This window comes from Pedobacter frigidisoli (assembly GCF_032678525.1).
GTDB classification, from domain to species: domain Bacteria; phylum Bacteroidota; class Bacteroidia; order Sphingobacteriales; family Sphingobacteriaceae; genus Pedobacter; species Pedobacter frigidisoli_A.
Window position 1 is genome coordinate 276,288 of sequence record NZ_JAVTSE010000006.1, and the last position, 25,841, is coordinate 302,128.

The 25,841-nt window shown below is 40.9% G+C and carries 18 protein-coding genes; 9 read left to right on the forward strand and 9 right to left on the reverse strand.

Annotated elements, in window-relative coordinates:
- Positions 1–6: 6 nt before the first annotated feature.
- A complete protein-coding gene (locus tag R2Q80_RS17500) occupies positions 7–894 on the forward strand; it encodes an SMP-30/gluconolactonase/LRE family protein (protein WP_316800843.1) in 888 nt (295 codons plus the stop codon).
- Between the two features lie 11 nt (positions 895–905).
- Here R2Q80_RS17500 and R2Q80_RS17505 read toward each other — a convergent pair whose 3' ends face one another.
- The 8 genes from R2Q80_RS17505 to R2Q80_RS17540 form a co-directional block, all read right to left on the reverse strand.
- The gene (locus tag R2Q80_RS17505; RefSeq protein WP_316800844.1) at positions 906–2,546 is read right to left on the reverse strand and encodes a TldD/PmbA family protein; all 1,641 of its coding nucleotides are present in this window, start codon (positions 2,544–2,546) and stop codon (positions 906–908) included.
- 94 nt (positions 2,547–2,640) lie between these two features.
- The gene (locus tag R2Q80_RS17510; RefSeq protein WP_316800845.1) at positions 2,641–3,957 is read right to left on the reverse strand and encodes a TldD/PmbA family protein; all 1,317 of its coding nucleotides are present in this window, start codon (positions 3,955–3,957) and stop codon (positions 2,641–2,643) included.
- 2 nt (positions 3,958–3,959) lie between these two features.
- Positions 3,960–5,594, reverse strand: a complete 1,635-nt coding sequence (locus R2Q80_RS17515; RefSeq protein ID WP_316800846.1) for a TldD/PmbA family protein — start codon at positions 5,592–5,594, stop codon at positions 3,960–3,962.
- A gap of 92 nt (positions 5,595–5,686) precedes the next feature.
- On the reverse strand, positions 5,687–7,468 hold the full coding sequence (locus tag R2Q80_RS17520; RefSeq protein ID WP_316800847.1) for a hypothetical protein: 1,782 nt from the start codon (positions 7,466–7,468) through the stop codon (positions 5,687–5,689).
- Positions 7,469–7,470: 2 nt separating this feature from the next.
- Entirely contained in the window at positions 7,471–9,603 is a 2,133-nt protein-coding gene (locus R2Q80_RS17525) for a DUF4175 family protein (protein WP_316800848.1), read from the reverse strand.
- Positions 9,590–10,957, reverse strand: a complete 1,368-nt coding sequence (locus R2Q80_RS17530) for a BatA domain-containing protein (protein WP_316800849.1) — start codon at positions 10,955–10,957, stop codon at positions 9,590–9,592. The genes R2Q80_RS17525 and R2Q80_RS17530 overlap by 14 nt, the downstream gene beginning before the upstream one ends.
- Before the next feature lie 2 nt (positions 10,958–10,959).
- Entirely contained in the window at positions 10,960–11,847 is an 888-nt protein-coding gene (locus tag R2Q80_RS17535) for a DUF58 domain-containing protein (RefSeq protein WP_316800850.1), read from the reverse strand.
- Positions 11,847–12,893 carry a MoxR family ATPase gene (locus tag R2Q80_RS17540; protein ID WP_316800851.1) on the reverse strand — a complete coding sequence of 349 codons (1,047 nt, stop codon included), beginning with the start codon at positions 12,891–12,893 and terminating at the stop codon, positions 11,847–11,849. The genes R2Q80_RS17535 and R2Q80_RS17540 overlap by 1 nt, the downstream gene beginning before the upstream one ends.
- Positions 12,894–12,994: 101 nt before the next feature.
- Between R2Q80_RS17540 and R2Q80_RS17545 the strand changes: the two genes are divergently transcribed.
- From R2Q80_RS17545 to R2Q80_RS17575, 7 genes are all read left to right on the forward strand, one after another.
- Positions 12,995–13,624, forward strand: coding sequence for a DUF4159 domain-containing protein (locus R2Q80_RS17545; RefSeq protein ID WP_316800852.1), 630 nt, complete (start codon positions 12,995–12,997; stop codon positions 13,622–13,624).
- A 392-nt stretch (positions 13,625–14,016) separates the two neighbouring features.
- Entirely contained in the window at positions 14,017–14,619 is a 603-nt protein-coding gene (locus R2Q80_RS17550) for an RNA polymerase sigma factor (protein ID WP_316800853.1), read from the forward strand.
- A 60-nt stretch (positions 14,620–14,679) separates the two neighbouring features.
- Positions 14,680–15,825, forward strand: coding sequence for a FecR family protein (locus R2Q80_RS17555; RefSeq protein ID WP_316800854.1), 1,146 nt, complete (start codon positions 14,680–14,682; stop codon positions 15,823–15,825).
- A gap of 46 nt (positions 15,826–15,871) precedes the next feature.
- Positions 15,872–19,477 carry a SusC/RagA family TonB-linked outer membrane protein gene (locus R2Q80_RS17560; protein WP_316800855.1) on the forward strand — a complete coding sequence of 1,202 codons (3,606 nt, stop codon included), beginning with the start codon at positions 15,872–15,874 and terminating at the stop codon, positions 19,475–19,477.
- A 4-nt stretch (positions 19,478–19,481) separates the two neighbouring features.
- Positions 19,482–20,912: a RagB/SusD family nutrient uptake outer membrane protein gene (locus R2Q80_RS17565; protein WP_316800856.1), complete on the forward strand. Its 1,431-nt coding sequence runs from the start codon at positions 19,482–19,484 to the stop codon at positions 20,910–20,912.
- A 1-nt stretch (position 20,913) separates the two neighbouring features.
- The gene (locus R2Q80_RS17570; RefSeq protein ID WP_316800857.1) at positions 20,914–23,361 is read left to right on the forward strand and encodes a zinc-dependent metalloprotease; all 2,448 of its coding nucleotides are present in this window, start codon (positions 20,914–20,916) and stop codon (positions 23,359–23,361) included.
- Between the two features lie 2 nt (positions 23,362–23,363).
- The gene (locus R2Q80_RS17575; RefSeq protein ID WP_316800858.1) at positions 23,364–23,894 is read left to right on the forward strand and encodes a DUF3347 domain-containing protein; all 531 of its coding nucleotides are present in this window, start codon (positions 23,364–23,366) and stop codon (positions 23,892–23,894) included.
- Between the two features lie 84 nt (positions 23,895–23,978).
- Here the strand turns inward: R2Q80_RS17575 and R2Q80_RS17580 are convergent, their stop codons facing one another.
- Complete coding sequence (locus tag R2Q80_RS17580) at positions 23,979–25,052, reverse strand: aminotransferase class V-fold PLP-dependent enzyme (RefSeq protein ID WP_316800859.1); 1,074 nt, start codon at positions 25,050–25,052, stop codon at positions 23,979–23,981.
- A gap of 171 nt (positions 25,053–25,223) precedes the next feature.
- On the opposite strand from R2Q80_RS17580, the gene R2Q80_RS17585 reads away from it, so the two are divergent.
- A complete protein-coding gene (locus tag R2Q80_RS17585; RefSeq protein ID WP_316800860.1) occupies positions 25,224–25,511 on the forward strand; it encodes a hypothetical protein in 288 nt (95 codons plus the stop codon).
- The last annotated feature ends 330 nt before the right edge of the window (positions 25,512–25,841 follow it).

Below are 25,841 nucleotides of genomic sequence, written 5' to 3' on the forward strand. Positions count from 1 at the left end.
TCTATTATGAAAAAATATTTTCTCTTATCATTCTTCATCTCAATTTCTTCATTTTCTTTCAGCCAGTCTGCTGCTCCCGTTTTTGTTCAGGATAGTCTAAAGCTCATTTCTTCACAGTTTAAATTTACAGAAGGCGCTTCTGTGGACAAGCAAGGTAATGTATTCTTTACCGATCAGCCGAACGATAAAATCTGGAAATATGATACACAAGGCCAGCTCAGCCTATATATGGACAAATCGGGTAGGGCAAATGGTACCTATTTCGATAAGAAAGGCAATCTGATCGTTTGTGCGGATGAAAATAATGAGATATGGTCTATCGGCAAGAATAAGCAAGTAACCGTCTTGTTCTCCGATTTTGAAGGAAAAAAAGTAAACGGGCCCAATGATATCTGGCTTGATGGAAAGGGCGGAATTTACTTTACTGATCCCTATTATCAACGCGATTACTGGACAAGGCAAAAGTCCGAACTTAATGGGGAAAAAGTCTATTATATTCCAAAAGGAAAGAAAACCGCATATGTAGTGGCCGAGGGCTTGACCAGGCCAAATGGTATTGTGGGTACACCTGATGGAAAATACCTTTATGTGGCCGACAGGGTGGCTGATGTGACGTACAGATATGATATCAACAAGGATGCATCCTTAAGTAACCGCCTGCTTCTTTTTAAGCAGGGCTCGGATGGAATGACATTGGATAGCAATGGTAATATTTACATTACAGGCAAAGGGGTAGATATTTATAAACCAACGGGCGAAAAAATAGGCCATATTGATGTGCCGGAAAACTGGTGTGGGAATATTTGTTTTGGAGGTAAAAACAGGAATATTTTGTTTATTACTGCATCTAAGTCGCTGTATATGATACCAACAAATGCAAGGGGAGTGGAATAAATAACAGGAAGTTAGCCTAACTTCCTTCCTGTATTAATTACATTTACGCCGTTAAAACGAGTGGTGGCACTCCCGTGTGATACAGCGCTAACCTGCCCGGGTTGCCCTTTTCCATCAGAGAAGGTTCCCCCTAAACGGTAGTCATTTTTATCACAGCGTTGCACACATGAGTTCCAGAACTCCTGCGTATTTGCCTGATAAGCGGCGTCTTTAAACATCCCCACAATTTTACCTTCTTTGATCTCGTAAGCCAGTTGGGCGCTGAACTGAAAATTGTAGCGCTGCTGATCGATAGAGTAAGAATTTCTGCCGAACATATAGATGCCTTTCTCCACATTTTTAACCATATCGGCGGCACTTACTGGTGCGTTGCCTGGGGCTAGAGAAACATTAGGCATTCTTTGAAACTGGATGCTGTCCCAACTATCGGCATAACAACAACCTTGCGATTCTTTCAGGCCAAGGATATGCGCCTGATCGCGTATGGTTTGATAGTTAACCAAAATACCGTCCTTAATGATATCCCAGTTGCCACATTTAACCCCTTCATCGTCATAACCCACAGCACCTAAAGATCCTGGTTCCGTTTTGTCTGCCAGAATATTTACTTCTTTACTGCCAAAATTGAATTTTTTCGATTCCCATTTATCCAGGGTCAGGAAACTTGTCCCTGCATAGTTTGCTTCGTAGCCTAAAACGCGGTCTAATTCTGTCGGGTGACCGACAGATTCGTGTATGGTTAGAAAGAGGTGAGAAGGGTCTAAAACCAAATCGTATTTTCCCGGAGCAACGGGTTTAGCTTTTAGCTTTTCATCGACGTGAACAGCTGCTTCGCGAACATCTTCCAGGATATCATAACGCTTTTTATACAGGGTTACCGGTCCGCCTTTAATTTTCTCTGTGTCTTTAGGATTTAAGTACTCAAATCCCATTCCCATTGGGGCACTCAATGCACTTCTGGTTTCAAATTTGCCGCTGGCTGAGTCCGTTTTTGTGAGGGTAAAAGTAGGCCAGATTCTATGAATATCCTGATCAATGTAGGACCCGTCTGTTGAGGCAAAATACTTTTGCTCATTGACCATGAATAGATTTGAATTGATGTATTTAGCACCGCCTTTCATGGCCTCACTGTTCACTTTCAGTAGCAGGTCGACCTTTTCTTTTATTGGAACCTCGAAGGCATTCACCTCTAATGGCGTTTTCCAGCTCACCTCACCGAACCCTTTTTGCGGGGCAAGTTGAACAGGCTCCTCCATGAGTTTGGAATTGCCTTTCGCGATAGCAACCGCCGCTGCTGCCGCTTTGGCAATGCTATCGTTATCGAGATTGTTTGTTGCCGCAAACCCCCAGCTTCCGTTGGCAATTACCCGTACCCCCAAACCATAAGATTCAGCATTGGAAATATTTTCTACCCTGTTTTCTCTTGTGGCCACCACCTGATTTAAGTACCGTCCAATCCGAACATCTGCATAGGTTGCTCCTTTGCTTTTTGCAGCATTCAAGGCAACATCAGCCATTTTCTTTTTGAGGGCAACATCAACAGGTGTTAATGATTCTTCTACAGAAATTATTTTGCCAAATGCGGGTAAATTGGGCAGCATAGAGGTGCCCAGGCCCACGCCAGTCATGTATAAAAAATCTCTTCTTCTCAATTTTCGGTTTTTAAATTGTATGGTAAAAACGAGCAATCCAAACCTTGAGTTTAGATTGCTTCACTGCTTCGCCTCTCAATAATGATTCAATTAATTAAATCGCGTCAGACAGCGAAGTAAAGGTGAAATCTCTGATTTTCATTGGTGGGATCAACCCACTTCCGGTTCTCACAGGTTTACCCAGTGCTTCAACATTGTTTAACATAATCACCGGACTCTCGTTAAATCTGAAGTTTTTAATCGGGAATTTAATCTCACCATTTTCGATATAGAAAGTACCATCACGCGTTAAGCCAGTCAGTAGTAACGTTTGAGGATCAACAGATCGGATATACCAGAAACGCGTAACGAGAATACCTTTTTCTGTACTTTTAATCAAATCTTCCAGCGATTGTGTTCCGCCTTCCATTACAATGCTTCTGCTGAACGGTACTGGCTGAACATTTTTCTGTGCGGCCCAATAACGGGAATAAGAAAGGTTTTTAACCACACCTTTATCTACCCATTGTGTTCTTTTTAAAGGTAAGCCATCGCCGCTCCATGTGGAAGAGGGCACTTCGGCATTGAGAGGATCAGAGTAGATGCTTACATTTTCCGAAAAAAGCTGTTCGCCTAAACGGGTACCGCCACCTTTTTTGCTCATGAAACTTCTGCCTTCATCGGCACTACGGGCATCGAAACCCCTGAACATGTTGCCTAACATATCGCTGGCTGCAAGCGGCTCCAGAATCACAGTATATTTTCCGGGTTCAATGGCTTTTGCTCCTGCCGAACCATTGGCTTTGCCTGCTGCAATTTTACTCAGTGCCAGGGTATCCATTTTGGACAGGTCGTTAAAATCCTGCTCTACATATCCTGATCCCGTTCCCTGCTTATTTCTAACCGTAACAGAGAAGGAAACATTTGTGCCTTTATTGTATGCAAATAAACCTTTTGAGTTCATGATTGCATTAAAACTGGTAGAGTTTTCCAGAAAGCCTGCAGCATCTAATCCTGCTGCTTTGGATACACTTAAACTTTTTCCTACCATTTCCGCGCGGGTATCTGGTGTCATTGCCGCAGTATTCGCATTAAATGTTTTAGATTCATCAAAGGTGGCTGGCCCTAATAGTGGCATAAACTCAGGGTTCTCAGGAGCCAGCATCGCCAGCTCTTCCGCTCTGCGCACCACTTTTTCAAGTGAAGCATCATCAAACTCATTTATCGTTGCCGAACCTGTTTTCTTTCCATACGTTGAACTTACGCCCAAACTCATGGTACTGATTTGTCCTGCGGTTGAAACGGCATTACGGGCATAACGAATGTTTCCGCCATCAGAACCTCTTAAACTTACTTCGCAGAAATCGGCTTTTGAAAAGCCAACTACCTTTTTTAATATCGCCTGGGCTTCTTCTTTACTTAGTATAGCCATAATTATATCTTTCTTGCTGTATTAATAACATTAACTCCATTGAATCTTGCAGTTGAACTTCCGTGAGATACGGCACTGCTTTGCGAAGGCTGACCTTTTCCATCGTTGAAAGATCCACCTAAACGATAGTCACTTTCATCGCAAACCGCATTGCACGAATTCCAGAATTCCTGCGTGTTTGCCTGATAGGAAACATCGTTTAACATGCCTACGATTTTTCCTTCCTTGATTTCATAGAAAATCTGTCCTCCGAACTGGAAGTTATAGCGTTGCTGGTCGATAGAAAAACTGCCATCGCCGATAATATAAATGCCTTTTTCAACATTTTTAATCATATCATCAACGCTAAGCTTTTCTTTACCCGGCTGTAAGGAAACATTGGCCATACGCTGGAACTGAACATCGTCCCAGCCCTGTGAATAGCAGCATCCCTGGGATTCATTTAAACCAATGATGTGTGCCTGATCGCGAATGGCCTGGTAATTGACCAATACACCATCTTTGATTAAATCCCATTTCTTGCATTTTACGCCTTCATCATCATAGCCTACTGCGCCTAATGAGCCCACCTGAGTTTTATCGGCTACAATATTTACTTTATCACTGCCAAATTTAAATTTCTTTGATTCCCATTTATCCAAAGTCAGGAAGCTGGTACCGGCATAGTTTGCTTCATAACCCAATACGCGGTCTAATTCAGTCGGGTGACCAACAGACTCATGAATGGTTAACCAAAGGTGGGATGGATCCAACACGAGGTCATATTTCCCCGGTTCTACCGATTTTGCCTTAATTTTTTCTGATGCTACACGCGCCGCCTCTTTCACATCTTCAAGCATATCATAACGGCCTTTGTAACGGGTTACAATACCGCTTACTTTATCTTCCGGACGGGCATGCATATATTCATAACCTTTACCCATTGGAGAACTTAAGGAGTTGCGGGTTTTAAACTGTCCCGAAGCCCGGTCTATTCTGGTGACATTAAAATTCGGATAAATCCTGTGTACATCCTGATCAATATAAGACCCATCTGTTGAGGCAAAATATTTTTGCTCATTCACGGCAAAAATCACCGAGTTGACGAAGCTCGCTCCGTTTTGCATGGCAACATCGTTCACGTTTAAAAGCAAATCAACCTTTTCCTTTACAGGTACTTCAAAGGCATTGATTTCGATAGGTGTTTTCCAGCTCACCTCGCCGTAACCTTTTTGAGGTGCCAGTTGTACAGGCTCACCCTGGATCTTTGCATTTGCCTTTGCCACTGCAACCGCTTGTTCAGCACATTTTGCAACGGCATCTTTGCTTACATTATTTGTTGCGGCAAAACCCCAGCATCCATTGGCCAAAACGCGTATGCCCACACCATAAGATTCGGTATTGGCTACACCCTGCACACGCTTTTCGCGGGTGGCGACAAACTGGTTGAGGTAACGGCCAATGCGTATGTCGGCATACGATGCACCTTTTGATTTCGCAGCGTTGAGCGCTACATCGGCCAGTTCTTTCTTGATCTTAACATCAACACCCTCAAGTGCCTGTAAAGGATCTATGGGCGTTCCGAAGGCGGATAAGTCGGGAAGCATAAGCGCCCCAAAACCCATTCCTGATAAATAGAGGAAATCTTTTCTTTTCAATTGGTTCGGTTTAGGTGATTTATGATCTCAAGATAGCCATTAATGTGGTTAAATAGCCAATATGTTTATAACATTTTAGTTTCAAACTGCAGTTAGGCTGAAAGGATTCTCGATTCGTACCATAAAAAGGCAGAAGCAAGTATAAATCCTGATAAAAACCACCATATTGAAACCTCTTTTTCTGAAAAGTTATTCGTTAGTGAGGTTTTTGTAGTATGATGGTTTGCTTTGTTTGAAAGCTGTGAGGTAGAAATGATAGTTTGTTGATTTTTTAAAGCCAGCCAGTCTGTATTTTTATAAATAAAGAAAGGTTGAGCCGATTGGTTGACCGATAAGTCATTCCAGCCGGAGGTTTCTGGCCAAAAGGACGCCTGCCACTCAAACGGAAGCTCAATATTTTGCCCGGGTGCAAGCTTTACACCATTAACTTTTAATTGTGGTGCTTTACCTGATTCAGCTAAATCGACAATAAATTCTGTTTTCCCGTAAATTGATGGAAACTGCGGGAGTATTTGAACAGATTGATCTTCATGTTTCTTTCTTGCTGCCGCTGATAAAACTGCAGACCAGTACCGGGTATAATCTGCTGTTTTACCAGATAAAAGCCAGTTGAACGTTGAGGTGATCGAAGTGATCAGCATTTTTCCTGCTCCCTGAAGGGTACTGCTCACTAAAGTTTTGCCGCTTCCATCAACAACAAGGGGCTTATCGTTCAGAGTCGTCTTTAGAAATAAAGTCTGTTCCAGTGGAAGCTTGCCAAATTTGTAATCTTCGTCCTTTAACGATAGACTCAACTGTTTATCTTTGGAAGCAGGCAATTCATATCTGCCGTATCTGCCGCTAAACGCAGAGGCAGGCTTCAGTTCGGAAATTCTCATGAAAAAACCCATTCCACCACTAACGGCATCGTTTATGGCTGTTCTTTCTTCTGGTGCAATTGCTGCAAGTTCACCCTCATCTATGACTAAAACATCGAATTTTTTGAGGGAAGAGGCCGTGATCCGGTTGATGTTTAAGCTATCTGTATTCAGGAAATCTGAGCTGTATTTATCTTTGCTGATCCTGGTCCGGAAAGCCAGCGGATAATGATTATCAAACAGCCATTTTTTCAGAAATTTATATTCAAAATCAGGATAGGAAGATAATATCAGAACTTTCATTTTGCCTTTTTCAGTCACTATCAAGGGTAGGGGCTCTTTAGCCAGGGTATCATTGTTCTGCAAACTAATCAACTCATAAACTGCCTTTCCAATTTGCTTTGGTTGGGTGTTGAATGAAAAAGGTTTGCTTGAATTTGGTGCAACTGAAACAGAATCAATTGAATTTCCCAGGCCTTTAAGCAAAAGCTTTACACTTTCGCTACTGCTATTCTGATACATTCCCTGAACATGGAGTTGTTCGGTGGATTTGATTGTTTGTTGCCAGTTAGCAGAAATGATGCCGCCTGGTTTTTCGGCTGGGTGGAATTGTATTTCGTAACCTGCTAAACCTTTCAAGTCTTGATCTGATAAACCGTAACCATAAATATTAAGTTTATTAATAGCCGGATGAGTGGCAAGGAAATAGGGTAGATCCTGAATCAGATTTGTTTTAACCCCCTTTATTGTAAAGGCCAGGGAATATTTCGTGCCGCTTATTTTTGCAACAGAATCAGGGTTTGTTCCTTTTGTAAGTAAGGTAATTTCATTTATGTTTTGGCTGGATGGGATGCGATACTTCACCGGAACAATCAAAAGGGCAAAACAAGTTACTGCCATCACGGAGGCAATAAGCCGCCAGATTAACCTTGCCTTATCTGCTCTGGAAATCTCTTTGTATAACAAAAAGGAAAGCAGAATGAAGCTTAAAATGATAGCGATATATTTGAATTCCATGCCTATCTGCCTGCTTTGTTTAAGTTATTGAAATAGTTTTGATACAGGGCCGAAGCGGGAAGGGCACTTTGTATTTGTGGACTGGCCGTTTCACATTTAATCATTTTTTGTATCGCTTTCTGGGCGATGTCGATATCTGAAACCTGTAAGCGGGTATTGCCTGACAATCGTCTCAAACTGATCAAAGCATTTAGATAGGTTGTTGGGTTGTCGGCTGCGGCACCAATCATATACTTTTCAGTGTCGCTCAATAAAAAACGATCACCTTCAGTAAATTTCTTTCCTGACTTTCTACTTTCCAAAAGGGCCAGCGAAGCTTTTAACTGTACCATTCGCTGTTCCTTCCGTTCGGCCGACATTTTTTGAACAGGCTGCATAATCTTATCCAGTTCACCACTTAATCGTTTTTCGGGTTTTAGTGATGCGGTTTTGACTGTTGTTTTTGCCACGTAAGCCCTTGATTTTTGCTGAAGGTCTTTTAATAATCTTAGTGCCTTATATTCATAAGGCAAGGCTTCTTGTGGTTTATAAGTTCTCAAACGCAGTTCTGCATTCCACATTTCCGTTAAAACGGCTTTTAACTGTGCTTTCATTTCCGGTTCAAAAAACGTAGCATCTTCAGCAATATCATGTTTATGGGCGTACTTATCCATTATGGCGGTAACATCTCCAAATTTTTCAGGCTCCGCTGCATGCTCCGCATGTTCATCGTGATCGTCGTGGTCGCCGCCAATTTCAGTCTCATTTTCTTCGCCCAAAAACTGACCATAGCGAAGCCTTAGTAGTTTCTGGTCGATCCCCAGCTCGTTACTCCGGGTTTTGAAAGCCTCTGCAGATAAACCAGACTGTTCTTTTAACAACTTTTCTGTATCAATAATAATCTGCCGTTCACTTCTAAAATATTCCGGAACCAGGTTAACGCCGTTCGTCATACCAGCCATGCTCATGAGCTCGGTTGTATCTACAATTGAAACGAAATAAACGTCTGAACGACTGGATTGACCATGGTTGTCCATTGCCTTGATGAAAAAATAAAGTTCATCGCCAGGTTTCATACCTAAGCTTTTTAAATCGATTTCCTTGCCTAGAGCGATGTGCTTCTGGTTATTGAAACTGGTGTTGAAGCTTAACTTTTTTTCGGTAAAGCTTACACCTTCGCCTTTACCACTGGCCATAGTTGCTGAAATAAAAGCATCATTGATTCCATAGTCATCACTCAGGTTTAGTTTTAGATTAAACTTTTGCGGTTGACCGATATCGATTGTTGTACGCTGCTTTGGTTGTATGATCTTAATGTTTACCGGTAAATCGGGTATGACTTCCATTTGGTATAAATCTGACCTTCTGCCATCTGTCTCCAGTTGATAGAAACCTGATTTCTCAATTGTCTTTGCAAAAGTCCACTTTGTAGCTTCGCGGTTTTGCGGTTTCAAAACAATTGTCTCCTTATCATTGAAAATAATCTTCAGTGTTTTCAGACTAATGTTTGTATCGAATTGCCAGATTACTCTGGCGCCCGTTTCTGCCTTAATGGTAAATTGCTTTTGTTTACGTTCAGGTTTACCGGTGTAGGCAGGGGGAATGATGGTAACGTCAAATGCGGAAACTTCTGCGGGGACTTTTTCCTTGATTATCGGTACCGGGTTTTGATTGGCGGATGCCGTCTGATGTGCTTTGTGAATCTGGGGAATTTTTGTGATCCCGAAACTCATCAGCAAACCAGCCAATAGAATTGCTAAGCCTATATATAATTTTCTTAGCGGCTCTTTTTCGGGATTTATGGTATGGATTACTTTTTCGATTTTTGCCAGCTGTAATTGTTGCAGCATGGATAATCCTTCCGGATGTTGAAGCAGCAAATCGGCACTTTCCTCGAGTTCAGGATATTGATGATTGATGAATCTGGAAAAATCGCGATCTGAGCTTTTCCAGATAGGCTTAGCAACCAATAAAATGATCAGAATTATAGCCAGTACAATTACAAAGTACCAGGCAGCTAAATGAAGTACATGCACAAGCAATGCAGAAATTACCAATGCCATTGCCAGGCTAACCGCTAGTAAGCGAAGCAGATAAAGTGTTATCCACTTTTTCCTTAAGCGATGTACCCAGATTTGTCCCTCAGTTTTTGACATAAGCAATGGTTTTTTTTCTGAAAGATAAAATCCGCTCAATGGTAAAGAGCAGTAAAGCCAGCACCCAGTAAATATGGTTGACTGGTGCATTTGTAGTTTTTTGTACAGTGCCGGAAGCGGTATTACGTTTAACTACTTTTTGTTGTTCATCGGCCAATTGGCGCTGGTCTGCAGCATTATGCTTAAAACCAAAACCTTCCTGGTCTGGATCCTGAATCACAACAGGCATTAAAGCTTTTACAAATACCCCATTCCATACCAGTTGGTTCCATTGTGGATTAAAACGGCTATAGAAATGATAGATATTCAGGTTACTTAATTGCTCATGACCCAAAATGGTATTGCCGAACCCATCAACCCAGATTTTATCAAGCGTTTCTGGTGATTGGATTCGTTTTGTTGAGGAAATACTTTCTCCCTCGATGCGGAGGAAAGAGGCCTCCGGAATTACCCTTCCTTTTTCATATTGGAATAGTGTGCCCTTATTTTCTATTGAAGATTTGAAATCACGAGAAACAGTTTCGTCAGAAAGCCAGAAGCCAATGTCGGCTTTACTTTCGGGATTTATTTCCAGCCGGCGGTTACTGAAGCCTGAAATTGCACGGAGTGCAGCAATCAGGTATTTCCTTTCGTTATTTCCTGGGGATTCATAAATGGCAATTTTTATAGCACCAGCGTCATTGCTTTTTACCCGGGTGTAAGTTGTATTTGAAGGATTTGATGTTGCTTCATATTTCAATCCTGCATAGTCGGCAATCCAGCTACTTGTCGTGTCAGTTTCATTTAATGTTTTCCAGTTGAGGTTGTAATCCATTTGAGGGATTCCCCTTTCAAGATTGGCAATCCGGCGATCAGCAAAAAGGAAGACCTGGCGGCCTGACGGCAAAACATCATTCAGCTGATTGAGCAGATCGCTATAACTTAGTGAAGTAACTGTTGAATGCTGAGTATCTGCGGTATCCTTCAAATTTAGTGTGGGAAATGACGTATTAAATTCATGAAGTTCATAACCCCGATTGATCAATGAATCAATCATTCTGCGGTTATTTTTGTAAACCTGAAGTAGATTAGATTTTTGAACCAAAATCCAGCCACCATTCTTTATTGGTAAAGTTTTCTTAATTACTGGCTGTGCGAGGATAAAGGCAATAATGATCAAAAGTAAACACCGCAAAATGAGTAATAACCAATCGTTGATCCTGAAGCTTCTCGAGCTCGCGCTTGAACGTTCTCCTAAAAGCGCAATGCTTCCGATTTTTAATGTCTTTCCCTGCCTGATATTCCACAGGTGGATAATCAGCGGAACAATTAAGCCTGCCAGCGCCAGTAAACCTATGGGATATAAAAACTGCACAGTTAAATTCTAAGTTTGCTTCTTTGTTTTAAAAAATCTCTCAATGCCTGATCCAGCGCCTCATCAGTACAAATCGTTCTGTAAAATATTCTTCTATCCAGCATTTTAGTTCTGGTTTCAGCTAAGTAGTTTGCCAGTTTGGTTTTGTATTCCGTTCTGGCTTTAGACTGGTCAATCTGTATGGTTTCTCCCGTTTCAAGATCCTCAAAGGAGGTGTAGCCTTTAAAATCAAGCTCGAGTTCGTTTCTGGAAACCACATGAAAAACCACAATTTCGTGGCGAAGGGTATTTAAAGTATCCAGCAGGGAAATAATTTCATTCTCAGTTTGGTATAAATCAGTCACAAAAACCAATAGTTCGCGCTTTTGTGTACCTGCAAAAAGCTCTTTGTAGTCAATAGGTTTGGTGAATGTTCCATCAGGATGAATGGTTTCCAGTTGATAAAACAACCTTGCCAGATGCTGAAAATCCTGTTTTGGTGTCATGGAGAAAATACCCGAGTTTTTCAGCACATATAAACCAATGGCATCGCCCTGTAAGTTTGCCAGGTATGCCAATGATGCACCAAGATATCTGGCGTAGTCAATTTTAGTGAAATCACCATCACTGTGATTCATGGAGGCACTTGCATCGATTAAAATCCTGATCGCAATGCTTGTTTCCACTTCTGATTCGCGAATGTAATAGCGGTCGGACCGGGCAAACATTTTCCAGTCCAGCGAACGCAGGTCATCGCCCGGCTGATAGCTACGGTATTGGCTAAACTCCAATCCGGCACCTTTTATAGTGCTTTTATTAATGCCACTCATAAAGCCATCGATTGTCATTTTAGCCGACAAGCTCAGTTCTTTAATCGCCATTAAAACTTTCGGATCGAGTAGTTTACTCATTAAATATTTGCTTTGGGTTTTGAAATAGCTTTAATCAGTTCACTGGTAACCTGATCTGAAGAAACATTTTCAGCTTCTGCTTTAAAGTTCATCAACACCCTATGGCGCAATACCGGGTAGGCCATGGTTTGTAAATCTTCCAGAATCACGGCATACCTGCCTTTAAATAAAGCCCTTGCTTTGGCGGTTAAGATTAAAGCCTGACCTGCACGCGGCCCTGCTCCCCAACGCACCCACTCTTTAACAAAGGTTACAGCAGTGCTATCAGGCCTGGTGGCGCGGATCAGTTCACTGGTATAGCTAACCAGATCATCGCTGATGCTTACTTCTCTGGTTATGGCTTGTAATTCTTTTATTTCTTCAGCCCCGATAATGGGATTGATTACTGCTTTTTTACTTCCGGTTGTGCTGCTTAAAATTTGCGTTTCTTCGGCTGCCGTTGGATAGCCAATTTTAATATATAGCAGAAAACGGTCAAGCTGCGCTTCAGGCAAAGGATAGGTTCCAGCCTGCTCTATCGGGTTTTGGGTAGCCAGAATAAAGAATGGCCGGTCTAAGGGATATGTTTGTCCGCCATAGGTTACTTCAAACTCCTGCATTGCTTCCAGTAATGCCGACTGCGTTTTGGGGGGCGTTCTGTTTACCTCATCTGCCAGTACAATGTTTGCAAACAAAGGCCCTTTGTTAAATTTAAAGAACCGCTTGCCGGTAACATGGTCTTCTTCCAGAATTTCCGTACCCACAATGTCTGTAGGCATGAGGTCGGGTGTAAACTGGATTCTGCGGAACGATAAATCGAGCGCCTGCGACATGGTGCGTACCATTAAAGTTTTTGCCAAACCAGGTACGCCTTCCAGCAAACAGTGTCCACCGGCCATTAAGGCAATCAGCATTTCTTCAATAATTTCATCCTGCCCAACAATTACTTTCTGTATTTCGCTTTTTAACAGGGAGATTTTACCAATCAATAATTTTAAGTTACTTTCTGTACGCTCCAAAACTTTATTTTTTTTAATTGTGCGGTATTGTGCCTCAATATAGGTCATAAACACAACCTTTTTTTATCTTAATCTCAGAATATCAAAAAATTTACAAGATAATTCCTTCAAAAATCTGAATTAATAAAAATTGGCGGTAATTTAGAACAATGCAAAGAGCCAAGTTTACGTTTGCGAGATTGAAGTATAATTCAGGAGATTGGGATACCGACCAGCGTATGCCCTCCAATGTACTAAATTCACTTTTAGAATACACCACAATTCCTTTAGATGAGGAAGAGAAGATCATTGAGTTGAGCAGCCGCGATTTGTTTAAGTATCCGTTTTGTTATTTGAGCGGACATAAACTGGTTCAGTTTAGTCAGCAGGAGGCCGTAAATTTCAAAACTTACGTACATAACGGAGGTTTTGTTTTCGTTGATGATTGCAACCACGATATCGACGGTTTATTTGCCCGTTCTTTTGAAACACAAATGAGTAATTTATTCGGCGCTGCGGCTTTAAAAAAGATTCCCAACGATCATGGTCTTTACCATTCGTTTTTCAAGTTTGAAAAAGGCCCGCCCACTACATCTTTTGAATTGAATGGCTGGGGAGACGATCTGGTTCACGACTATTTAAAAGCAATCACCATCAACAACAGGATAGGGGTATTATATAGCAATAAAGATTACGGCTGTGAATGGGATTATGATTTTAGAAATAAACGTTTTCTGGCTGAAGATAATACGAAGTTCGCTGTGAACATCATTTTATATGCGATGGGTATCAATAGTTAATGACTCTACATGCTCATTATCAGGTTGATGAATGTGACGCTGTATCTGATTTCTTCCCTCGTCAATCTTCGGCTTAGTTAAATCTGTTCGTGATTATTCAGAAACTGTTCATTAAAACTTTTTTCTGTTCAGTTTATTCAACCCCCGAAAAATTAAAAGTCATTATATAGTTTTGTGACTCCTACTTATATAGGGATAGACGACTATAAAAAAGCCCTTTCAGGATTGAAGGGCTTTTTTACTTTTAAGCCGTAGAAAATGAAATTCTTCAGTTTCACCGCTGTTATCTATAGCGCTAAATCTGTTCTGTTTTTGGTCATTGACCAATCAAAAGCACTTCCGAGGCTGTTAAAATCTTCACTTTTAAGTGCTTAATTTGTAGCTTTGACAAAATGTCCCCTGACTACCCCAACCATAATGATGAATTGAAATTTCTTGAATACCTGAAAGATGGTAAGAGAGAAGGGTTCGATTTTATTTATGCGAAGTACAGTAAGTTGCTTCTGCCAAAAATGCAGCGCATGATTAAACTTACTGAAGTGGTAGATGAACTGATGCAGGACGTTTTTTTGAAGGTTTGGCTGAAGCGGGAAGAAATAGATACCTCACGATCATTCGCCGCCTGGATTTTTAAAATTGCGCAAAATACCATTTATGCCTACTACAGGCGCGTAGCCCTGGACGTAAAGATGCAGCGCTATCTGCTCGAAACGTTTGCTGAATTTTATGAACAAACTGAAGACTACCTTTTTAACAAAGAACGTGTCGAACTGCTCAATCAAGCCATCGAAAAGCTTCCTGCTCAGCGCAAGGAGATATTCAGGCTATGTAAAATAGAAGGTAAAAGTTATCAGGAAACTGCCGAAATCATGTCGCTCAGTGCTTCTACCGTAAGCAACCAACTGGTTAGCGCCACAAAGTACATCAAAAGGTATGTATTCTTCCATTCAAAGGAGTTTATTATGCTCTGCATAGCGGCCTATTTAAAAAAATAAAAAAAATTAAAGTGCGAATAGTGTGTTTGTCCATCTCGTGCATATTATATATTGACAACGATGGAAAAGAGACCTTTAAGAGAACAATTGTTTGAGCGATTTATTGCTAATGAAAGCAACGCTGATGAGCTGGAACGGCTTTTCAATTTCTTTGAGCATGCAGATCAATCTGAACTTGAAAGTTTAATTAAAGCAGAATTTGACAAGTCTGCCGCAGAATTTAACCAGGCGGATAGTCCACGGCTGGCCCTAATCCACAACGAATTAGCCCGTGAACTTTTTGCGAAACCTCAGCATCCGGTTTTAAAACTGATCAGAACAGCAAAATTCCTTAAAATTGCGGCCGCTATAGTGGTCGTGAGTACTGCTAGCCTGTGGTTTACCAAACTTTTATTGTCGGCGCCTCAGGTGATGCCTGGATCTGCCAGGGCATTTTTAAATGTGGGCGAAAAGCTGGACACACTGGGGGCTGAGAAGGCGAAGGTTATTTATCAGCATGGAGGGATAAGTGTAAGGACAATGCCCGACGGAACGATTGTTTACATGGCTGTAGATGCAGATTCGGCAAGTGCTTCGAAACTGAACACCATTACTACTCCAAGAGGTGGTGAGTACAAGGTTACGCTGAGCGACGGCTCAATGGTGATGCTTAATGCAGGTTCTAAACTTACCTTTCCCATGGGCTTCCGCGGAGCCGACAGGAGGGTGTATGTTGATGGTGAGGCTTTCTTCCGGGTAGCAAAAGATCCGCAGAAACCCTTTATTGTTACCGTAGGCGGCAACGAGGTGAAGGTGTTGGGTACGCAATTTAATGTGAGCAACTATCCTGAAAATGATGGAGTGGAAACAACCTTATTAGAGGGAAGTGTGAATTTCTCCAATGCCAGCGGCAAAGAGGTGTTTTTAAAGCCCAACCAGCAGGTACTTTCTGCCTATGGACACTTAACGTTAAAAGAAGTTTCAGCCGAAGATTTCAATGCCTGGACAAAAGGAGAGTTTCTTTTCAATGATGTGCCGGTTTCAGTAGTGATGCAGAAACTTGCGAGATGGTACAATGTAGATGTGGATCCTCAGGCAATGCCGAACAAAAACCTTTACATCAGGATATCCCGTAAGGCGGATATTGAGGAGGTGCTGGACGTGATTTCAAAGGCAACTGATCTGGAATTTGATTTAAAGGGAAACAAGATTGTTTTTAAAGAGTAAGCTTCTACCTGTCGTCGTCAATTAACAACCAACCAAACTTATTTTTATGACAAACCATTACTTTCGCTTCGTCCGGACGGGACGGAGTAATTTATTGAACTGGTCGGCATTAGGCTGTTTACTGTTATTTTTTTCGCTGAATGTCAAGGCGCAAAACAACCAGTACAAGTTTTTCCAGGCATCTCTCAATACGGTGATTGCTCAGATTTCTCAGAAAACATCGTATGAATTCGTTTATGATGCAGCACTTGTGAAAAAAGCCAAACCTATTACGATTACGTTAACTACACCCGACATTCGCATTTTAATGGATGCCGTGACCAAAGGCCAGGATTTTGCGTATGAAATCAGCAATGGACGGACAATCGTTTTGAAAGCAATTAGTGAGAAACAGGGGGAATACACATTGCATGGCATGGTGACTGACAGCTTAGGTGGTCCGCTTCCTGGGGCTTCGGTGAAATTAAAAGGAACCACACGGTATACGATGACGGATGGGAATGGCCACTTTAATATAAACTTAACCAATGAGTTTAATACGCTGGATGTTAATTATATTGGGTATTTAGCTCAACTCCAGAAAATTGATATAAACGATGCCCAGAATGTGGTTACTATCAAACTGAAAAGTAACGCCTCCCTGTTATCTGACGTGATCGTTAACGGGTATCAGTCCTTGCCCGCATCCAGGGGAGCTGGAGCTGCAATTACAATTGACAACAAAAAATTGAACGAGAACATCAATGTGGACATTTTAAGTGCCTTGGAAGGTCGTGTTGCTGGTTTAGTTTATAATAAAAATCCAAATGGAATTGGTGCCGATCGTCCGGTGTTAAGAGGTCAGGCAACTTTTTCTTTTGCCGATGTGACAAGAAACCCATTGGTAGTCATTGATGGATTGCCTTCAGAAATGGCTTTAGAAGATATTAACCCTTACGATATTGAATCGGTGACAGTTTTAAAGGATGGTGCTGCGGCATCAATTTATGGTTCGAGATCAGCCAATGGCGTAATTGTTTTAACAACAAAGAAAGGAAATAGTCCCTTAAAGATATCGCTGAATACTGACTTTTTTATTGATACGAAACCAACTTTCGGTAGTATGCACTATGCTTCAACTGCTGATATTGTAGATTTTGAAACTGATGTGTACAATCGTGAACGAGCTAGATATGCAAATACTGAAACGATGTTTGCAGCTTACGGAACTGTAGCAAATGGAAGTATTAAATATTATAGTCCTCTTTATCAGTTATTTCGCGATAAAGATGCCAATAAAATTACCACTGATCAGTTCAACCAGCAGCTGACTAATTTCAAAAATGCTGATTATTATGAGCAATACCGTGATAACGTTTGGCAGAATGCTTTCCGTCAACGTTACAACCTATCGTTAAGTTCAGCAAGTTCGAAATCTAATACGTTCGCTTCGGTTAATTATGATCGCTCTGCTGAACGCGTTATCGGCAACAACAATCAAAAGCTGACATTGTATTTTAAAAACACCTATAATATCAAAAAGTGGTTAACCTCTACTATTGGATTTAATGGTTCGTACTCAACTAATCGATCAACTGATTCTGACTATAATAATTATCTTACCATATCACCAAGATATGCCTCTATTGTTAATGCAGATGGTAGTTTAGTTTATGCTAAATATGTGAACCTTTCTGACGGCTTCGCGGGATCACCTATTAATGGCGCGGTTGCCGGAACATTGCAAAATACACCACAATATAAATCATATCGCTTCAATATTTTGGAGTCGCTAAATGAGGGAATTTCCAACGCCAATACAGTTTCATTAAGGGCATTTGCAGATATCAACGCGAAAATAATGGAGGGATTAAACTTTTCCAGTCAGGTGCAATATGAAATGGGTACGACCAAAACAGAACAAATTTATGATGTAAATTCTTATAAGATGCGTGCAGCATACAACGCATTAGTGGGCTATACTCCATCTACTAATGTATATACATTTGGTTTGCCAACTGGCGGAAGAATTAGCCAGGGTATGCAGCAACGTAATTCCTATACTTTTAGAAATCAGTTAAGCTACGATAAATCTTTTGGTGATAAGCACTCCATTGCGGCAATTGCGGGAACGGAGATGCGTCAGACTTTTTTGCCTATCGGAATGAGTGACATCAGATATGGATTTGATCCTGTTACGCTGACTTCGACGATTATTAATAATCAATCTGTTAGTCAAACGGGTTTGCCAAGTTATATTTTCGGCGGAAACAGAACGTTGGGTGTAGCAGGACGTTCATTTCAGGAAACCAAACATAGATATTTATCTTATTATTCAAATGCTTCGTACACCTATTCAAACCGTTATACTGCAACCGGAAGTTTTAGGGTTGACCAGGCAGATTTTTTCGGAGCAGATCCAGAATTTAAAAACCGGCCTTTATGGTCAATTGGTTTGGGCTGGAATGCAAGTAATGAGAAATTTATTCAATCATTAGGCTGGGTAAATATGCTTAAAATCCGTGCTACTTATGGTATCAATGGTAATCAAAATACAGATGCAACCAAATTTTTAACAGCCAGAAGAGTGAATGATAATTTATTTACTTCGCTTCAATATTTGAATATTGTAGGTTTACCTAATCCGAAATTAAGATGGGAGAAAACAGCGACCTATAATGTGGGATTAGATTTAGCAGTTTTAAATAATCGTTTAAGAGGTACCATAGATTTGTACAATAGAAACAGTACTGATTTAATGGTAACAACAGACCTCGATCCAACTGTGGGGACTGCATCGCTACTTATCAATAATGGTGTGTTGAAAAACAAAGGGATAGAATTTACTGTCAATGGTGATTGGCTAAAATCAGGAAATCTCTCCCTAAGTTCAACGTTTGTAATAGGATTTAACCGCAGTAAGATAGGAAAGGTAAACAGAACATTTGCTACTGCTTCAAACTACATCAGTTCGCCTGAAACATACTATACTGAAGGATCGGATTACAACACCTTATATGCTTATCGTTACGGAGGTATGATTAATGGTTATCCATACTTCTTAGATGAGAACGGTAAAGCTAACCTGGAATTTGATGCGAGCGGTAATCCGCTTGTTTCCACAAGCAAGGACATCAATAATTATGCTGCTTTGGTGAACATGGGAACGCTAATACCTACCTATAATGGATCTTTTTCTCAACGTATATCTTATAAGAATTTCGATTTAAACGCACTATTTGTTTTTTCTGGCGGTAACGTGATGAGAAAAGATGTTACCCCTTTGGGATCCAATGATATTTCTGATCTGGATATCACACAACGATATAAAAATGGGGTTACTCCGGAATTGCCAAGGCTATATGTTGATTATGCAGAGACGATGCTGAACAGAGCGTCTAACATCTCAACCATGTGGCAAAAAGCTGATGTGAATGTGGTGAAGGCTGATTATGTGAAACTTAGATCAATTTCATTAGGATATAATCTGCCGAAGCAGGTTCTGAAGCGATTGAACATTCCATCGGCTAAGTTTACCGCACAGGTTAACAATTTATGGTATGCAAGTGCTGCAGGTGATGATATTGATCCGGAATCTTATTCTTTGAATTCAGGCACACGGACCTTGCAAAATCCGAAATCATTTGTAATGGGTATCAATTTAACTTTTTAACATCATGAAAAAAAATATAGCAATCATTGCATCTTTTTTAATCGTATTTTCGATTTCGGGATGTAAAAAATTTACGGACATCACCCCCAGAGGATCTCAAATTGTAGAAACAGCCCAGGACTACTACGAGCTGGTTTCTTACCCAAACAGAGCATATCTCATTTCGAATTTCCAATATTTGGTGGACGATATGTGGATGAAGGAATCCAACTTTATAGGTATCACCCCCAACATCAATACGGTTCATTTCAGTTTCAATGAAAACATCGATCGTGTTTCAATGATCACTAGCTCTAATTTTTACGAACGTGCCTATGTTTATATTAACCGTTGGAATACCATTATCTCCTCTGTAGATGCGAGCAAAGGAGATGACAATGTTAAGGCTTTGGCTAAGGCTGAAGCTAAAGCTTTACGGGCTTTCGATCATTTTCTTTTGGTAAATGTTTACGCAAAAGCTTACAATCCGGCCACAGCTGCTACTGATGGAGGTATCTGCATTATGGATAAATATGATCTGGAGGCACAACCTACCAAATCAACCGTTGCTCAGGTATACGATTTTATACAAAAAGATATAGATGAGGCCATTCCTTATCTGCAGGAAAAGCCACTGGATCCGTATCATCCTTCCCTTGCTTTTGCATGGGCGCTGAAGGCGAAAATTCATTTATTTAAAAGAGAAATTGCACAAGCCAAAGCCGCTTGCGAAAAATCGCTTTCCTACAATAACCAGATTTTTGATCTGGTGAAATACACCACTACGCAGGGTGGACCAACAGTGACACCTATTATCGCTCCAAATAATCCTGAGGTGTTAAGCTACATGTATATGCAAGGTTACAATGAAACCAATTTCGGATATACCTGGTTGATTAGTCCTGAGCTTAGGGCATTGTTCGGAACAAACGACGCACGTTTCAATATGTTCTTCAATACCACGAGTGCAAGTTTTCTGGACATTGGATCAAATGCTGCTTATTACAGCATTGCGTATACACGTTTCTTTTATCCGACTGTTGGCTTAAAAACCACTGAAGTTTATTTAATGCAGGCCGAATGTTTAGCCCGCGAAAATGATTTAGCCGGTGCAATGGCTGTAGTTAATACGCTAAGACAGAAACGTATTCTTTCGGGCACCATTAATCTGCCTGTTCCTGCAACAAGAAAAGAGACCATGGAAATCATTATCAACGAGCGCAGAAAAGAGATGGTGCTTGGTTTTAACCGATTCTTTGATCTTAAGCGGTTAAATACAGAACCGGAATATGCAAAAACAGTAGTTCGTGTATATCCTGTAGTGAATAAAACCGTTCCACAGCAAACCTATACGCTGCTGCCTAATTCGAGGTTGTATGTGATTCCGTTTCCTTTAAATGTGCTTAAAAAGAATCCAAACCTAACCTTAAATACCGACGAAAAGCTACCATTTTAACATGACCATTAAACCCATTATTTTACCGGCCCTGATTGCGCTCTCATTCTCTGCATTCGGACAAAAGCCTGTTGCTAAAACTGACAGTGTGACTAAGAAAGTTCCTGTGGAGTATAGCAAAATAATCCCTGCAACTGCGCTGGCGCAAAAAGGATTGTTTAGCGTTACACAGGTTGACCAGAAGTGGTTTTTTGAAGTGCCTGATAGTTTACTAGGGCGTTACTTACTGGCTGTTACCAGATACGTAACTACGCCACAGGGTTTTGGTAATTTCGGCGGAGAGAAAGTAAATGAGCAAACCCTTTATTTTCAAAAAGGAAACAATAACAACCTCTTTTTGAAAGGGGTTGTTTATCGCCAGGAAACGAAAAATACAGATGCCCCGATTTATCAGGCGGTATTGCAGTCGGAGGAGAGTCCGATTATTGCCAGTTTCGATATTAAAGCAAAAAATCCGGCTACCGGAGCATCTGTTATTGATGTAACTGACTTTTTCAAAAAGGATAATCTTGTTGTTTCCATTCCAGCCGACGAAAAATCATCTAAAAAGCTGGGCGGACTTGCTGACGACCGCTCGTTTATCGAACGCATTTCCTGCTATCCGATTAATGCAGAGATTAAAACGACGAAAACCTATTCGACTTCCGGACCAGGTTTCACCGTCGGCGCATTGACCGGTGCAACTACGCTTCGCTTAAATACCTCCTTTGTATTGCTGCCTAAAATCCCAATGAGAAAGCGCTTATCTGACGAAAGGGTAGGCTTTTTCGCCAACAAATACATTTTGTTTGATGAAGATGCTCAGCGAACGCAAACCAAATACCTGGTGCAACGCTACCGTTTGGAGCCTAAAAAAGAGGACCTTGCCAAATACCGCAAGGGCATCCTGGTTGAGCCCCAACATCAGATCGTGTATTACCTTGATCCGGCGACGCCAAAAAAATGGCGTCCTTACTTAATTAAGGGTATAAACGACTGGCAAAAAGCTTTTGAGCAGGCAGGATTCAAAAATGCCATTATTGGCAAAGAATGGCCGGTAGGAGATACAACCATGAGTCTGGAAGATGCCCGTTTCTCTGTCATCCGCTATTATGCATCCGAAACGCCTAATGCTTATGGCCCGAGAATCAGCGATCCGAGGAGTGGAGAAATTATCGAAAGCCACGTAGGCTGGTACCACAATGTGATGAAGCTGGTGCATAACTGGTACATGGTACAAGCCGGTCCGCTTGATGAAAGGGCACGTAAAATGCAGTTTGATGATGAGCTGATGGGGCAGTTGATTCGCTTTGTTTCTTCACACGAAATCGGCCATACGCTTGGCTTGAGGCATAATATGGGCGCCAGCAGTCAAACCCCTGTTGAAAAGTTGAGAGACAAGGCATGGGTGGAAAAGAACGGTCATACCATTTCCATTATGGATTATGCGCGTTTCAACTATGTGGCCCAGCCGGAGGATCATATTTCACCTGCAGGAATTTATGCCAGGATTGGTGCCTATGATAAATGGGCAATAAACTGGGGCTACCGGTACTTTGATGGCGGGAAAGATGAATTTGAAGAAGCCCGCATATTGAATAAAATTACAACCGACACTTTAACTAAAAACCCAAGATTGTGGTTTGGCGGGGAAGGCAAGGATGAAGATCCAAGAAGTCAGTCGGAAGACCTGGGCGATGATGCTGTTGCGGCGAGTGACTATGGAATTAAAAACCTGAAGAGGGTGGTAGCGCACCTGATTGAGTGGACAAATGAACCTGGCGACCAGTACGATAATCTCGATGAATTGCATAAAGATGTGGTTAAGCAATACGTCCGATATCTTTATCATGTGATGAAGAATATAGGTAACCGCTATGTAACGAAAAGAAGTGTGGAAGAGAAGGGTGTAGTTTATGCAGAAGTTCCAAAGCAAAAAGTAAAAAGTGTGGTGGGCTACGTTGGTCGCCAGTTATTTGAACCACCGCTGTGGTTGTATCCGAGCCAGATTTCGAAACTGATTGATTTAAAGCCAATGGAGCAGATTTCAGATCAGCAAACGCAGATTCTGAATATGTTTTTAAGTTCTGGTTTGTTATTCAACCTAAGTCAGAAAGCACTCACCTCGGCTGATCCTTACCCGGTAAGTGAGTTTTTGAACGACGTTTTGCCAACGGTGTGGAAAAAGCCTGCTGCAGACCCAATGCAGGCTACGTATCTCAGAAGCCTTCAGCGTTCCTATCTTGAAAAAGTTGGTATGCTCATTAATCCGAAAGATGTTGCAGATGGAAAAGCCATGAACAGTGCACAGCGCAGCGATGTAAGACTGGAAGCGATTGCTCACATCCAATCCATCAGAAGAAAGGTAGAAGAAATTTTACCTCAAACCACTGGGATCGATGAAGTACATTTTAAAGATATCCGTACAGAAATTGATAAAATTCTTAAAAAGACAACCCTTAATCCATAAATATGAAACATTATGCATTGGCCATTTTATTGGCCGCATCTGCTATTGCGGTTGATGCGCAGGTAAAAACATCGGCACAGGAAGTAGCGACCCCGGAACTTGCTCAAAAGCGGGAAGCGCTAAAAAATCTGATCGTGACTAATTATCTGGGAATGAAAAACAGTCTGGTTATTTCAGATGCGAAGAAAACATCAGCTTATGCCGCAGGCTTTGCAGATGCCCTTTCGAAATTCAAGTTTAAAAAATTAACCCTTGAGGAAATGAATGCATCCACTGTAACAAGAGAAAGCCTAAAGTCGCTGGCAAAGCATATTGCTGAGTCAGCTTCTTTAAATGAGCAGAGAAAAGATATGGAAACCTTATCCGCACAATTATGGACGATCATTGATAAGGTAAAACCTGAAAATACAATACTTTATCAGCAAAAATGTCCCATGATGGGTACCACCTGGGTAAGTAACGATAAAAAGATTGAGAATCCTTATTATCCCAAAAACATGCTTACCTGCGGTGAAGTGATTGCGGAAAAGTAGAAGAATTTAATTTAAGTTAGTTAATGATCGCTGCAGGATAACGGATGTTTCCTGCAGCTTCTTTTTTTTAAATATAGACAGCTATTATTTGTCAATCACTTCGAGTAGCTTATCAAGATCGTTTTCAGTGTTGTAGAAGTGAAAGGAAAACCTGGTCCCTGCGCCCCTTGCAGAGCAGAGGATTTTTGCTTCTTCGAGCCTCGAAACGGTTTCGGTACTCAAGGCCAGACTAATTATAGTAGATTGAAATTCCCTGTTGTACAACGCATCGGAGATAAGACCACGTTGGTGCAGGGCCAGCCGCGCCTGATCACTTATCTTTTTCGCCTCATCTGATATTACCTGCAAACCAATGCTGTTGATGTATTTTAAACTTTGATTTAATGATCCAAAATTTAAAGTATCCTGATGACCAGGTTCAAAGGTGAGTAAAAAATGATCCTTACCCGCCAGAAATGGTGAATCAGGCAGGTAATTGTTCTTTTTATGGTTAAACAATGCCTCCTTCATTTGAGTAGATAGTAAAGCGTACCCATTCCCAAATCCTGCCATGAGCCATTTGTATCCGCTACCTAGCACGGCATCAAAACCAGAACTGCTAAAGTCGAATACTGTTGTGCCCATAAACTGGGTGGCATCACCTATAATCAGCAGATCCGGAAAATCAGTTTTGAGCTTTTTGATGAACGAAGGGCTGATCCTGATTCCGCTGATGTATTGAACTATACTAAACGCAAATACAGTTGGTTTGAATTCTTTAATACGGGTTAACAGCTGCTCTTCCAGCTGTTCATCGATAGAAACTTCAGTAAACTCAAAGCCACTGCTTTTGATGGGGTAATTAACGGAGGGATAATCTTCTTTTAGTAACAGGAATCGATGTGTTTTATCCAGCCCATTTAAAAGCGTATTAAATCCTATAGAAAAATTTTGTACCAGATAGGTATTGGCGAGATCAGATCCAAAGAGCTGTGCAACTTCCTTTCGGGTTTCGTCTAACACCAGATAATGCTCCAGTCTGAAATTGCTTCCCATCTCTACAAACTGCTGATCGTGGTTTCTTCGCCACGCCGCCAGTTCAGTAGAAAGTAAACCGGCATAAGCCGTATTCAAATAAGTGCAGTTATTCAGTATCGGGAATTGTGATGTAAAGTCCATTTTCAAAATTAAAATATTTAAACTATTTAAGATAAAATGTCTTTCTTATTTATGTCAGAATGTGGTTGATTCCAGGAAGCGTAAAGTGTAAAAATTTTGTTCATTAAACTGCGGCACTAGGGGAAAAGTTGAAAATTGTTTACATTTAATTGTACCTAAAACTTTATGAATATGGAAAAGAATGAAGAATACGTAAAGATTCCTAATTTCCTTAACCGCATTAAATCGGAGTGGCCAGGAAAAATTGATCATTTTGAGTTTAAAACCCCAACAGTGATCTATGTTTATTTAAAAGAAGGTATTTCAAGCATGGATTTTTTAGGGAGCTTATCCAGGAAAATCGAGCGGTATATCGACTTTACAATTCCCATTATCCTTTACCATATAGAAAGGGATGGTTTGAATCTTCGCTCACATCCAATCAATTGGTATTCTACTTTACAAGGGTCTGCTGAATAATTTATTGCTGAAATAATTTAAACTCCGTCCTTACAAAAATTGAGGATGCAGGTTTTGCTATACCTTGTTTTTTACATGCAAATCAACCTGACCTTTACCATTAATCTCCTGATCCGTTACAGCAGCATTCGTGGAGTGTAGCATCTCAGTGTTTAGAAAATATTAAGCTATCGTTAAGCGATATATCCTAGTGTAAATCAGTTTTAGTTTAATGTTGTATGTGTAATTATACATATTGTTGATTTTTATCAATAGTTATTTTTCAAAATCGTCCGTATTTTGTAATATTAGATAGACATTTAGTTTTCTGTTAGTTGTATTCTCCATACC